We start from the raw sequence: 13,454 nt of genomic DNA on the forward strand, positions 1-13,454 counted from the left end.
GCCCCCGATCATGACGCTTCCTGAGCACTCGCCGCTGGGCAAGCCCTCGGCGTACAAGACCGAATACGACGCATCATTGCTGTTCCCGATCCCGCGCCAGCCGAAACGCGCGGAGATCGGCCTGCCGGAAGGGCGCGCGCTGCCCTTCTTCGGCGTGGATATCTGGAATGCCTACGAGGTATCGTGGCTGAACCTGAAGGGCAAGCCGCAGGTGGCGCTGGCCACGTTCATCATTCCTGCCGATACGCCGAACATCGTCGAGTCGAAGTCGTTCAAGCTGTACCTGAACTCGTTCAACCAGACCAAGATCGCTTCGCCCGAGGCGCTGCAGCAGTTGCTGCATCACGACCTCTCCGAGGCCACGGGCGGCACGGTGCAGGTCCGGCTGGTGACCGAGGCCGACCTCGGCACGCAGAAGATGGGCGAACTGGACGGGCTGCTGCTGGACCGGCTCGACATCGAGACCGATATCTACGAACCCGATCCGACGCTGCTGTCGGCCGAGCAGGAAGAGTCGCCGGTGGAGGAAACGCTGGTGTCGCACCTGCTCAAGTCGAACTGCCTGGTCACGGGCCAGCCGGACTGGGGCAGCGTGCAGATCCGCTACGTGGGCGCGCCGATCGATCAGGAAGGCCTGCTCAAGTACCTGATCTCGTTCCGGAACCATAACGAGTTCCACGAGCAGTGCGTCGAGCGGATCTTCACGGACGTCATGCGCATGTGCAAGCCGGTGAAGCTCGCGGTCTACGCACGCTACACGCGCCGCGGCGGGCTGGACATCAATCCGTTCCGCACCAACTACAACACGCCGTGGCCGGACAACCGGCGCAATGCGCGGCAGTAGGACCGCACTGACTCAAAACTCCGCGTGGGCCCGGATGCCGATGAACTTGGCGGGCCCGCGATCCCGGTTGTAGCCCGGGTTCCGCATGTACTGGAAGTCCGGGCTCAGGCTCAGCGTCTTCCAGACCGCGAAACTATAGTAGATCTCGAATACCTGCTCGGGGCCGTAGTTGAGCGCCCCATCCCCCAGGAACGCGCCCAGGCCACCCGCCGCCAGATAGTTGCGATGGTTGGACCCAAGCATGTTGATCGCCATCCCCAGCCCCACCTCGTCTTTGGGACGACCCCACGCCGTTCCCTTGAGCGTGCCGCCCCACGCCACCTGCCGGCCGATTTCCGTGAACGCGTAGGTTTCGGTCTTGTCGTCGGACCAGTTGGCCCGCAGGAACAGGCCCAGCGAATCGTTGACCTCCTGCAGGAACGCAAGCCCTACGCCCACCTTCGCGTGTTCGCGGCGCACGTCGGCCACGTCCGGCGTCACGTTGTTGGCCAGTCCGAAAGCGATGGCGTCGTTGAACGCCCCCATCTTCGCCTTGTTACGCCACAGCAGCAGCCGGGCCTGGCCAGGGCGGCCACCGATCTGGTAGCGCTTTTCGAGTTCCAGCACGTCGCCGTAGTGCTCGAACATGCGCGTGTCGAGCTCCTGGCCATTGGATTCGAGCGGCTGCAGGAAACGGCCGAAACGCGCCGACCAGCCATCGCCGATGTACTCGATCGAAGCCCCCCAGTTGTAGCCCCGCGCGTCGGCCGCGTAGTCGAACGAACCGTGCGTCAGGAACGACCAGTTCATGAACTGCGTGCGTGGATCGGACCCGTAGGGGTTCTGGTCGAAGACATCGAGCACGCTGAAGTTGCCGGCGGTCAGCACCACGCGTTGCTTGTCGACGGTGCGGGCGAACTGGTTGAAATCGGCCTCGAGCTTTTCCTCGCCGCCTCCCAGCCCCCACGTCTGACGAATGAAGGCCCGCGCGCGGTAGAACTTCGGATTGGTGCTGGCCGTCTTGGCCAGTTCGCCATTGGAAGGGCCACCCACGCCATGCAGTTCGGAGAACGGCACGCCCTGGGCCACCTCCGGATTGAAATGGAACTCGGCGCCCTGCCAGAGCCGCAATCCCAGGTCGAGCGTGGCCGTGAACGAATAGCTCTTGGCACGATCGGGCGTCAGGCTGTTCTCGCCGGAGTACCCCGCGCCGAAGGACGGCTTGCGCTGCCAGATATACGTGGTCTGCCCATGGAAGGCGAACGGGCTTTCCACATCGGACACGGCTTCCTGCCCCGGCCCGGTGGCTTCCTGCGCGTGCGCCACCCACGGCAATGCAAGCCCGCCCGCCACCAGCAAGGCGGCAAATGGGAAAGCAAGGCGGCAGGCAAAGCTCGGGCGCAACCGCTGCGGAGCGGCTGGCGGACAAGAACGCGACATAGGAATTGGGGGCAGTGGATGCGCGCATGCAGGCATCCAGTGGATTGGCGGGCAGCTTAGCCAAAGCCCCATGACATGTCTACCGTGAATTGTTGCAATGCAGCATATCCAACGCGCTGCGCTCTCACTCGATTTTGTAACCGATCTTGAATTAATTAATTCGAAAATTAATATCTATTCGATACCGTCTGGAGTTGACTGATGCCAGCCAAGTCCTCGTCCGATACGTCCCCGGCACCGCGACAGCGCCGGCCGGGACGCCCCACGGCCAACGCCAATGATGCCGATCAGCGTAACCGCCTGATCGACGCCGCCGTCACCCTGTTCGCGCGCCACGGCGTGGCCGCCACCTCCACCAAGGCGATCGCCGCCGAAGCTGGCGTCACGCCAGCACTGGTCCACTACTACTTCCACGATCGGGAGCTACTGCTCGATGCCGTCTTCGACGAACGGCTGGAGCCGCTGTTCGAGCAGGTGTTCGAGACCCTGGCCGGGCACGCCGGTGACATCGTGACAGTAATTCCGGCGCTGGCGGGCCAATTGATCCGCACGGCGTCCGCCACGCCGTGGTTTCCGGGCCTGTGGATCCGGGAGATCGTCGGTACCGATGGCCATCTGCGCGAGCGGATGGTCGAGCGCGTAGCCCTGCGGCGTGCCTCGCTGATCATGGGACCACTGGCAGCCGCCCACGCGCAAGGCAAACTGACCCCGGGGCTCGAACCGGCCCTTGTCATGGTGTCGCTGATCGGGCTGGCGCTGCTGCCGCCCGCCACCACGCACATCTGGCGCAGCCTCCCCGGCGCGGCCAATATCGATACCGAAACGCTCGTACGCCACGTCACCACCCTGCTCACCCACGGGCTGTCCGCCGGCACCCCGTCCCAAGACAAATAAGCCCACCCGGAGCCCGTATGTCCTATCCCGTCCCCCGTCATGCGTGGTCCCTGCTGATCATGGCAACGGCACTGGCCGCGTGCAGCAATGACAAGCCCGTCAGTTGGCAAGGCTACGTGGAGGGCGAGTTCGTCTCTGTGGCGTCGCCATTCGCGGGCCGCCTGGAAAAGCTGTCGGTCGACCGTGGCCAGCAGGTGGCCGATGGCGCGCCGCTATTCGTGCTGGAATCCGACGACGAACGCGCCGCGCGGCAACAGGCCGCCGAGCAGCTACGCGCGGCCGAGGCACAGCTTGCCGATATCCAGATCGGCAAGCGCCCCGTGGAAGTGGCCGTGACCCAGGCACAACTGTCGCAGGCACAGGCACAGGCCCAACGCAGCGCGGCGCAACGCCGGCGTGACGAAGCCCAGTTCGAGATCGGCGGCGTCTCCAGACAGCAGCTCGACGACAGCCGCGCCACGGCGGATGCGGACGCGGCACGCGTGCGCGAGTTGCAGCGCGATATCGACGTCGCGCGCCTGCCGGGTCGCAAGGACCAGCTTGCCGCGCAAAGCGCGCAGGTGGATGCCGCGCGTGCGGCGCTGACGCAGGCCGAGTGGAAGCTCTCGCGCAAGTTCGTCAATGCCACGGTGCCGGGCCTGGTCTACGACGTGCCGTTCCGCCCCGGCGAGTGGGTGCCCGCGGGCAGCACCGTGGTCCGCATGTTGCCCGCCGCCAACGTCAAGGTGCGCTTCTACGTACCTGAAACCGTGGTCGGCGCGCTCAAGAACGGGCAGGCCGTCCATATCCGCTGCGACGGTTGCGCGGCCCCGGTGGCGGCAAAGATCACCTATATCTCGAACGAAGCCGAGTTCACGCCACCGGTCATCTACAGCAACGAGACACGCCGCAAGCTCGTGTTCCTGATCGAGGCACGTCCGGACCCCGCCGAAGCACCGAAGCTGCGCCCTGGCCAGCCTGTCGAGGTCACGCAATCATGAACGGCGAACTGGCCATCGACGTGCACGGCCTCAACAAGCGCTTCGGCGACAAGCACGTGGTCAACGACCTGACGATGCAGGTGGCCCGTGGCGAGATCTTCGGCTTCCTGGGCCCGAACGGCAGCGGCAAGACCACCTCGATCCGCATGATGTGCGGACTGCTGACACCGGACTCCGGCGCGGGCACCTGCCTGGGCTTCGACATCATCAAGGAGTCCGCCGAGATCAAGCGCAACGTGGGCTACATGACGCAGCGTTTCTCTTACTGGGAAGACCTGTCGATCCGCGAGAACCTGGACTTCGTCGCACGCGTGTATGCCATGCCGAACCGGCGCGAGGTCGTGGACCGCGCGCTCGAGGACCTCGGGCTGGCGTCGCGGGCCGAACAACTGGCCGGGTCGCTTTCCGGCGGGTGGAAGCAGCGCCTGGCGCTGGCCGCGTGCCTGCTGCACGAACCGCAGTTGCTGCTGCTCGACGAACCCACGGCCGGCGTGGACCCCAAGGCCCGCCGCGACTTCTGGGAGCAGTTGCACCAGTTGGCCGCCCGTGGCATCTCGGTGCTGGTCAGCACGCACTACATGGACGAAGCGGAGCGCTGCCACAAGCTCGCCTATATCGCCTACGGCAAGCTGCTGGCGCAAGGCACTTCGGCCGAAGTCGTCGCCAGCCAGCACCTGACCACGTGGAGCGTATCGGGCGACGAACTGGCCGAACTGTCGACCCAGTTGCAGGGCAAGCCCGGCGTGGACCAGACCGTTGCGTTCGGTACGGCGCTGCATGTCACGGGCAAGGACGGCACCGCGCTCGAACAGACGCTCAGGCAGTACGCCGGCCGGGATCACCGCATCGAGCCGGTGGAGACGAGCCTGGAGGACGTCTTCATCCACATGATGGGTGACGCGCAGGACAACATGGCCGTTCCCGCCAAGGCAGCCGCCAAGGAAGCCACCAAGGAGAGCGCAGAAAGGGCCAGCGGGCCGAAGGGGGACGCGTGAAAGCCGTACGCCGTCAGATCTCCCGCTTCTCGGCGCACCGCTGGTGGAGCATCGTCCTGAAGGAATTCCTGCAACTGCGGCGCGATCGCGTCACGTTCGGGATGATGATCGGGATACCGATCATCCAGCTGCTGTTGTTCGGCTTTGCGATCAACAGCGATCCGCGCCATATGCCCACCGCGGTCATCGTGGCCGAGCACAGCGACTTCTCCCGCACCTTCATTGCCGCGCTGGACAACACCACGTACTTCAAGGTGGTGCGCACGATGCCGGACGAGGCCGCGGGCCGCGAGGCGCTGATGCGCGGCGATGTGCAGTTCGTGGTCAGCATTCCGGCCGATTTCTCGCGACGCCTGCTGCATGGCGATCGCCCTTCGATCCTGGTCGAGGCCGATGCCACCGATCCTTCCGCGACGGGCCAGGCCATCGCCGCGCTGGCGCAACTCCCCGCCACCGTTGCCCGGATCGACCTGAAGGGCGCGCTGGCGCCACTGGCCGGCGGGCAGCCCGCCTTCGACGTCAACGTGCAGCGGCTCTACAACCCGGAGGGCATCACGCAGTACAACATCGTGCCGGGGCTGATGGGCACGATCCTGACGATGACGATGGTCATGATGACCGGCCTGGCCATGACGCGCGAACGCGAGCGCGGCACGATGGAAAACCTGCTGGCCACGCCGGTGCAGCCGCTCGAGGTGATCTCGGGCAAGATCATCCCGTACATCTTCATCGGACTGATTCAGGCGACGATCATCCTGCTGGCGGCCCACTTCGTGTTCGGTGTGCCATTCGTCGGATCACCCGTGGCCGTGTATCTGGCCGCCTTGTTGTTCATCGCGGCCAACCTGACCGTGGGCATCACGCTGTCCTCACTGGCGGCCAACCAGTTGCAGGCGCTGCAACTCACATTCTTCTACTTCCTGCCCAATATCCTGCTGTCCGGCTTCATGTTCCCGTTCGCGGGCATGCCAACGTGGGCGCAGTGGATCGGCAACGTGCTGCCGATGACCTACTTCAACCGGATGATCCGCAGCATCATGCTCAAGGGCAGCGGCTGGATCGAACTCTGGCCGAACGTGTGGCCCGTGGCGCTGTTCACGGTGATCGTCCTCACCATTGCCGTGCGCTTCTACAAGCGCACGCTCGACTGAAAGGAGACCGCCATGCGCGCGATCCCCACGCTGTTGATGTGCGCCGCCGTGATGTCGCTGGCCGGCTGCGCGGTCGGCCCGGATTTCCGCACGCCCGATGCGCCGGCTGACGCTCGCTACACATCGGGCCCGCAGCCTGAACGCCTTGACGCGAAGGACTATCCCTCGCAATCGCTGGTGGAAGGTGACGTCCCCGCGCAATGGTGGACGCTGTTCCGCAATTCGCAGCTCGATGAAACCATCCGCGTGGCCCTGGCCAACAGCCCGACGCTGACGCAAGCGCAGGCCAAGCTGCGCGAGGCGCAGGAGAATCTCGCGGCCCGTACCAGCGCCACGCGCTTCCCGCAGGTAGACGCAAATTTCAACGCAACGCGGCAGCAGGTCAACCTGCAGTCGGTCGGCATCACGCAGTTCCCGAGCCCTGGGCCGTTCACGCTCTACAACGCGAGTGTGCAGGTGTCCTATGCGCTGGATCTGTTCGGTGGTCAGCGTCGAGAACTGGAAGGCTTGCAGGCCGCGGTCGACTACCAGCGCTACGAGTTCGAGGCAGCCCGGCTTTCGCTCGCGGCCAACGTCGCCACGGCGGCGATTCGCGAGGCCGGGCTGCGCGCGCAACTGGCCGATACCGTGGCCATGGCCGACGCGCAGAAGCGCCAGCTAGCCATCATGCAGCAGCGCCTCGGCCAGGGTGGTGTCGCGCGCGTCGACGTGCAGCGCCAGCAGGCCGAACTAGCGCAGACACAGGCGCTGATTCCGGGACTGTCACAGCAGATCGATGCCACACGTCACCAGCTAGCCGTCTACACCGGCCAGACCCCCGCCGCCGCCCAGCTTCCAGAATTCCGGCTCGAAGATATGCAGTTGCCCGAGACCCTGCCGGTAAGCCTGCCCTCCGAACTGGCGCGGCGCCGCCCCGATATTCGGGCGGCAGAAGCACTGCTCCATCAGGCCTCGGCGGATATCGGCGTAGCCACGGCCAATCTCTATCCGCAGATCACGCTGACCGCCAGCGGCGGCACGCAGGCCATGCGCATGAGCGACCTGTTCAACAGCTTCAATGTGTGGAGCCTGGCCGCCGGCGTCGTGCAGCCGGTGTTCCACGGGGGCGAGTTGCGTGCGCAGAAACGTGCGAAGGAAGCTGCGTACGAAGCATCGTTGGGCGCCTATCGGCAGGCGGTGCTCCAGGGGCTGCAGAACGTTGCCGACACCCTGCGCGCGCTGGACGCGGACGCTGGCACGCTGCAGGCGCGCGCGGACAACGCAAAGCAAACGCGCGACACACTGGCGATTGTCAACGAGCAGTATCGGCTTGGCGGCGTAAGCCAGTTCACGGTGCTCGACGCCGAGCGGCAGGCACGACAGGCGGCGCTGGATCTTGCGCAGGCCCGCGCCACGCGGCTGGCAGATTCAGCCGCGCTGATGCAGGCGCTGGGTGGTGGATGGTGGGGAGAGTCGGAAACGGTGGGGAGTTTGAAATAGAGGTGGTTAGCGATCGTTAGCGGATCGTTAGCGCGGGAGGGGCCGAGCCAGAGGGTCGGGCCCATCAACCACTACCGCCGCAGATAGCCCCGCAACCGCTTCACCCCCTCATCGAGCCGCGCCTCGTCGCACGCATAGCACCACCGCACAAAGCCCTCGCCCTCGTCGCCGAACGCGCTCCCCGGCGCCAGCCCGAGATGGGCATCGCGCACGAGCCGCTTGCACAGATCGAGGCTGTCGGTCGCGCCTTTCAGGCGGAAGAACACATACATCGCCCCATCCGGCGCGTGCGCGTCGATACCGGGCAATGCCGATAGCGCGCTCACCAGATGATCACGCGCCGAGCGCAGCCGTTTGACCAGATCCTGGGTGAATGCCTCGCCATCACGCACGGCCACCACGCCGGCCTCCTGCACGAACGAAGGCGCGCAGGACGTGTTGTACTCGATGAGCTTACCCAGGTCGTCCATCATCGAAGACGGCACCACCATCCAGCCAAGCCGCCAGCCGGTCATCAGCCATGCCTTCGAGAACGAGTTGACCGCGATAACACGCTCGTCGCGGCCAGCGATGTCAAGGAACGATGGTGCGACAGCCCCTTCGTCGCCGTAGTAAAGCCGCTCGTAGACTTCGTCGGCGATGATCCAGATGCCGTGGCGCCGGCAGTGGTCGAGCACGGCCTGCTGTGCGGCGCGGGGCATGACCCAGCCGGTCGGGTTGTTCGGCGAATTGATCATCACGGCGCGCGTGCCCGGCGTCAGCGCGGCCAGCAGCTTGTCGACATCGAGTGTCCAGCCATCCGCGCCATAGTCGAGCGTCACTGTTTCCACCGCCGCGCCAAGGATGCGCGGAATCTCGACGAGGTTGGGCCACAGCGGCGTCACCGCCACCACGCGGTCGCCGGGGCCGGTGACGAGTTGCGCGGCGAGCATCAGCGCATTGACGCCGGCGCTGGTCACGGCGATATGGTCCACCGGCGTGGCCCCGTGTAATCGGGTCACGTACTCGGACAACGCCGCGCGCAGCGGCGCGATGCCAAGATTGTGGTTGTAGAAGGTGGCGCCGTTGGCGAGCGCGCGACTCGCGGCATCGCGGATGAAGGAAGGCGTGATCTGGTCCGATTCGCCAAACCAGAACGGCAACACGTCGGGCAGGCCGATCCCTGCATTGGCCACTTCACGGATGCGCGACGCGCGCAGCGCGTGCACGACGTCACGCGCCCGTGGCGGCGCTTCGGTCAGGGAAGACTGGCGGGACGGGCTGGTCGACATCGGCACTCCTTCGGGGGAACGATGAAACGCCTAGCGTACCGGAATCCGCCCCGCCCTGCTGTCGTCGTCAGACGGCTTTTTCAGCCCGCGAAACGCTCGCGCAGCACGTCAGCCGTCATCGAGGCATAGCCAAGCGCGACGAGCGGCGTGCGCACCGCTTGCAGCAGCGCGGCGTTGTCCGGCGCCATCGCGCCATCGGGCAAAGTCATGTTGTTCTCGAAGCCGATACGCGCGTGGCCGCCCAGCATTACGGCCGTGGCCGCGCAATCGGCCTCCTGCTTGCCGAATGCGCAGACCGCCCATTCGACGCCAGACTGATCGAGTCCGGTCTCGCGCCAGGCGGCCAGGAACGGCAGCAGGTCCGCCGGCGACGACTTCTGTCCGGCCGAATACCGTCCCAGCACGAACAGCACCCAGTGCCGCCCGGCCGGAATCGCGCCGCTTTCGCGCAGGGCCGCATAGCGGCGCACGTCGTCGGCATCGTAGAGGATGTATTGCGCCACCACATGCTCGCGGTGCATCCACTGGAAGAACTCGGCGGCGGCAGGCAACGCGGCGGCATTGGGCACGAGTTCGCGCACGGCCACCGATGCGGCCTCGGGGCGCAGCGCACGCACGGTCGCGATCTGCTGCGCCGGCTGGTAGATACCGACCGCCTCGGTGGTCAGCTGCAGCACCAGCGCATTGCCCACGGCCTTGCGCACCGCGGCAATGGCCGGCTCGTAGTCGGCCACTTCGAGGCTGTGCGTGGCGTCGGCCTTGCGCACGTGCAGATGGATCATCGCAGCGCCGGCATCCACGCATTCGCGCGCGCACTGCGCCAGCTCGTCGGGCGTGATCGGCAGGCATGCGTGGTCCGCGTGCGTCTTGCGCGCGCCATTCGGGGCCACCGCCAGGGCGAACGGGCGGCGCAAGGTGTCAGCGGTAGCGACAGGATTCTGGTTCGGCATCGTCGCGCTCCTCAGGCCGGCAGTACCGTTTTCACGGCCTGCGTGAAGCGGTCTACGATGTTGTCGATGTCGGTGGGCGTGCAGATAAACGGCGGCGCAAACAGCACGTGGTCACCGTGGATGCCATCGACCGTGCCGCCCATCGGATAAACCAGCACGCCATGCTCCATGCAGGTGCGCTTGAGCACGGCGTGCGTCTTCTTCGCCGGGTCGAGCGTGGCCTTGGTGGCACGATCGGCCACGAACTCCACGCCGACGAACAGTCCACGGCCTCGCACGTCGCCAAGGTTCGGATGGTCGCCGAGCGATTCGCGCAGGCGTGCGCGCAACTGTTCGCCACGCGCCAGCACGTTGTCCAGCAACTGGTCCTCGACGATCGTGCGTTGCACGGCCAGCGCTGCCGCGCACGCCGTCGCATGGCCGATATAGGTGTGGCCGTGCTGGAAGAAGCCGCTGCCACCGATGATCGCGTCATAGATGCGCGACGTCGAGAGCATCGCGCCGATCGGCTGGTAGCCGGCGCCGAGGCCCTTCGCGATCGTCACGATATCGGGCACCACGCCGTCCTCTTCGCACGCGAACAGGTAACCCGTCCGGCCCATGCCCGACATCACTTCATCGAGGATCAGCAGCACGCCGTACTTGTCGCACACTGCGCGGATACGCTTCAGGTAATCGGCCACCGGCGGCACCGCCCCTGCGGTAGCACCGACCACCGTCTCGGCGACGAAGCCGGCCACCGAGTCGGGGCCGAGTTCGAGGATTTTTGCTTCCAGTTCGTCGGCCAGACGCTGCGCGTACTGCGTGTCGGTTTCGCCAGCCGCCTGATCTCGATAGGCATAGCACGGCGACACATGGTGCGCCGGCACCAGCAGCGGCAGGAACGGCTCGCGACGCCACGCATTGCCGCCGATCGCCAGCGCGCCAAGCGTATTGCCGTGATAGCTCTGGCGCCGCGCGATGAAGTGGCGGCGCTGCGTCTGGCCGATCTCCACGAAGTACTGGCGCGCCAGCTTCAGCGCGGCTTCCACCGCCTCGGAGCCGCCTGACACGAAGTACACATGATCGAGATCTCCGGGGGCCGCATCGGCCAGCGTCTGGGCCAGCGTCTCTGACACCTCGGTGGTAAAGAACGACGTATGCGCGTAGGCAATGGTGTCCACCTGCGCCTTGATCGCCTCGATCACGCGCGGGTGGCCATGACCGAGACAGGAAACCGCCGCGCCGCCCGAAGCGTCGAGGTAGCGCCGGCCATTGCTGTCAATCAGTTCGATACCCTGGCCGCCAACGGCGACCGGCAAGGTTTGCTTCGGATTGCGGTGGAATACGTGCGTCATGGTGAGGTGCGGGATGCGGGGGTCTGCCCGGAAACAGGTGTGAGTATAGGAACAACGTCCCGGCAGCGCAACAAGTGTTTCATTGAAGCACCACCACGAAACATACGATGCCTCACCGGTGCCACCCGTTCACAACACAAGGGCGCCCTGCGGCGGGCCAAGCTGTGCAACAATCGTTGCATCACAAGAATCCTGAACCAGAGATGCCCGCCTCCACGCCCAAGCCGCCGCAGTCGCTCGATGCGCTGCTGGCGCAACTCCGCGCCGATTTCCCGAATCTGAGCGCGCAGTTCCAGAGTGGCGCCAGATACCTGCTCGATCACCCGCGCGACATCGCCATCCAGTCGATGCGCAAGGTGGCCGGTAACGCCGGGGTGCAGCCCGCCACGCTGGTGCGACTGTCGCAGGCGCTCGGGTTCGAAGGCTGGCAGGGATTGCGCGAACTGTTCGTCGAGGCAGTGCGCGACGGCGACAGCCAGCCTTACGCCAGGCGCGCCCGCAAGGTGGTGCGGGAAAGTGGCTCGAGCCGCATGTTCGCGGAAATGATCGAAGTGCAGCATCACAACCTCGACGCGCTGCTGGCCAGCAACGCCGACGCGCTGCCACGCGCGGCCGAACTGCTGGCGGCGGCGCCCATGGTCCACGTCGCGGGCTTCCGCTCGTGCTTTCCGATCGCGTTCTCGTTCCACTACATCTACGGACTGTTCCGCAGCTCGGTGCGCCTGATCCGTGGCGACGCAGGCACGCTGGAGATGGAACTGCGCGCCTTGAGCCCCAAAGACGCGGTGCTGGTAGCCGGCTTCGCGCCCTACTCGCAGGAAAGCATGCGCGTGGCCACCGCCGCGCGCGAGGCTGGCTGCACGGTGATCGCCTTGACCGACAGCACGGTGGCGCCAATCGCGCTGGAAGCCGATTGCACACTGCTCTTTGCCATCGACAGCCCATCGTTCTTCCCGTCGATCACCAGCGGCGTGGCGATGGTGGAGGCGCTGGTCGAGCATCTGCTGGCAAAGAAGGGCAAGGGGGCGATCCGGGCGCTGGAACAGACGGAGGGGCAGCTGCACCGGACGGGGGCCTATCTCCCGTCGCGGCGCGGCTGAAACGCCAGTGCGTTACTCGAACGCCTCGTCATTCGGATTGGCGTAGGCCTTCTTGATCTGCTCGCTCTGCGGCAAGTCGAAGCTGAGGTTCTTCGGCGGCACCGGCTTCAGGAACCACTTGGTGTAGAGCGTGTTGATCTCGCCGCTGCGCATCAGGCCCGTCATGGTGGCATCCACGACTTGTTTGAAGCCGGGGTCATCCTTGCGCATCATGAAGCCGTACGCCTCGAACGACTGCGGCGTGCCCACCACCACCCAGTCATTGGGGTTCGGCGCCAGCGTGCGCGAGCCGGACAGCAGCACGTCGTCCATCATGAACGCGGCCACACGGCCCGACTGCAGGATCAGGAACGACTCGCCATAGTCCTTGGCGCTCTGGATCGTGATGTTGGCGCCCTTCTCGTCGTTGAGCTTGCGCAGGATGCGTTCCGACGTGGTGCCGGCGTTCGTCACCACGGCCTTGCCCGACAGATCGCCGAAGTCATGGACCGGGCTGCCCTTCTTCACCAGCAGTCGCGTGCCGGCCACGAAGAACGTGGTGGAGAACGCCACCTGCTGCTGGCGCGACTTCAGGTTGGTGGTCACGCCACACTCCAGGTCCACCGTGCCATTCTGGACCAGCGACTGCCGGTTCTGCGACGTCACGGGCACCATGCGCACCTGCAGATTCGGCGTGCCGGTTTCCTTCTTGACCGCATCAATCACGCGATCGCAGATGTCCTGCGAAAAGCCGATCACCTTCTGGTTCGCGTCGTAGTACGAGAACGGGATCGACGATGTGCGGTGACCGATCGAAATCGTGCCGGACGACTTGATCTTGCTGAGCGTCGGGCTGGCGGCCACGTCGACCGCAAGCGCCGAACCGGCGCCGAGCGACACCGCCATCAGCACGGCGGCACGGGTCATGAAGAACTGGTTCATGGGAACACTCCTGTTGAATGAAAGCGTCAGGTGTTGCAATGCTAGGCATAGAGCAACAAGTGTTCCATCATGGATAACCATGAAACAAATGATTTTTCCCAGATATCGGGCAT

Annotated in this window: 12 protein-coding genes; 7 read left to right on the forward strand and 5 right to left on the reverse strand. The window is 65.6% G+C overall.

What is annotated here, in order from left to right; translation table 11 throughout:
- The first annotated feature begins 10 nt into the window (after positions 1-10).
- Complete coding sequence (gene queF, locus RN01_RS09850; protein ID WP_011515232.1) at positions 11-844, forward strand: NADPH-dependent 7-cyano-7-deazaguanine reductase QueF; 834 nt, start codon at positions 11-13, stop codon at positions 842-844.
- A gap of 12 nt (positions 845-856) precedes the next feature.
- Here the strand turns inward: queF and RN01_RS09855 are convergent, their stop codons facing one another.
- Complete coding sequence (locus RN01_RS09855) at positions 857-2,263, reverse strand: carbohydrate porin (RefSeq protein WP_223277304.1); 1,407 nt, start codon at positions 2,261-2,263, stop codon at positions 857-859.
- Between the two features lie 201 nt (positions 2,264-2,464).
- Between RN01_RS09855 and RN01_RS09860 the strand changes: the two genes are divergently transcribed.
- The 5 genes from RN01_RS09860 to RN01_RS09880 are packed head-to-tail and all read left to right on the forward strand — an operon-like array spanning position 2,465 to position 7,762.
- Positions 2,465-3,157, forward strand: a complete 693-nt coding sequence (locus tag RN01_RS09860; RefSeq protein ID WP_017510977.1) for a TetR/AcrR family transcriptional regulator — start codon at positions 2,465-2,467, stop codon at positions 3,155-3,157.
- Between the two features lie 17 nt (positions 3,158-3,174).
- Complete coding sequence (locus RN01_RS09865; protein WP_029700022.1) at positions 3,175-4,137, forward strand: HlyD family secretion protein; 963 nt, start codon at positions 3,175-3,177, stop codon at positions 4,135-4,137.
- Positions 4,134-5,132, forward strand: coding sequence for an ABC transporter ATP-binding protein (locus RN01_RS09870; RefSeq protein ID WP_017510975.1), 999 nt, complete (start codon positions 4,134-4,136; stop codon positions 5,130-5,132). Before RN01_RS09865 ends, RN01_RS09870 begins: the two co-directional genes overlap by 4 nt.
- On the forward strand, positions 5,129-6,283 hold the full coding sequence (locus RN01_RS09875; RefSeq protein WP_017510974.1) for an ABC transporter permease: 1,155 nt from the start codon (positions 5,129-5,131) through the stop codon (positions 6,281-6,283). The genes RN01_RS09870 and RN01_RS09875 overlap by 4 nt, the downstream gene beginning before the upstream one ends.
- A gap of 12 nt (positions 6,284-6,295) precedes the next feature.
- A complete protein-coding gene (locus RN01_RS09880; protein ID WP_017510973.1) occupies positions 6,296-7,762 on the forward strand; it encodes an efflux transporter outer membrane subunit in 1,467 nt (488 codons plus the stop codon).
- Between the two features lie 71 nt (positions 7,763-7,833).
- On the opposite strand, the gene RN01_RS09885 is transcribed toward RN01_RS09880, so the two are convergent.
- The 3 genes from RN01_RS09885 to RN01_RS09895 all read right to left on the reverse strand — a co-directional run bounded on the left by RN01_RS09885 (position 7,834) and on the right by RN01_RS09895 (position 11,320).
- Complete coding sequence (locus RN01_RS09885; RefSeq protein ID WP_017510972.1) at positions 7,834-9,033, reverse strand: pyridoxal phosphate-dependent aminotransferase; 1,200 nt, start codon at positions 9,031-9,033, stop codon at positions 7,834-7,836.
- 80 nt (positions 9,034-9,113) lie between these two features.
- Positions 9,114-9,983, reverse strand: coding sequence for a 3-keto-5-aminohexanoate cleavage protein (locus RN01_RS09890; protein ID WP_017510971.1), 870 nt, complete (start codon positions 9,981-9,983; stop codon positions 9,114-9,116).
- An 11-nt stretch (positions 9,984-9,994) separates the two neighbouring features.
- Entirely contained in the window at positions 9,995-11,320 is a 1,326-nt protein-coding gene (locus RN01_RS09895) for an aspartate aminotransferase family protein (protein ID WP_017510970.1), read from the reverse strand.
- Between the two features lie 203 nt (positions 11,321-11,523).
- On the opposite strand from RN01_RS09895, the gene RN01_RS09900 reads away from it, so the two are divergent.
- Entirely contained in the window at positions 11,524-12,420 is an 897-nt protein-coding gene (locus RN01_RS09900) for a MurR/RpiR family transcriptional regulator (RefSeq protein ID WP_008644433.1), read from the forward strand.
- A gap of 12 nt (positions 12,421-12,432) precedes the next feature.
- Here RN01_RS09900 and RN01_RS09905 read toward each other — a convergent pair whose 3' ends face one another.
- Positions 12,433-13,341, reverse strand: a complete 909-nt coding sequence (locus tag RN01_RS09905) for a glutamate/aspartate ABC transporter substrate-binding protein (protein ID WP_017510969.1) — start codon at positions 13,339-13,341, stop codon at positions 12,433-12,435.
- Between the last annotated feature and the right edge of the window lie 113 nt (positions 13,342-13,454).

The sequence above is a fragment of the Cupriavidus sp. SHE genome, assembly GCF_000812445.1.
Taxonomy (GTDB): Bacteria; Pseudomonadota; Gammaproteobacteria; order Burkholderiales; family Burkholderiaceae; genus Cupriavidus; species Cupriavidus metallidurans.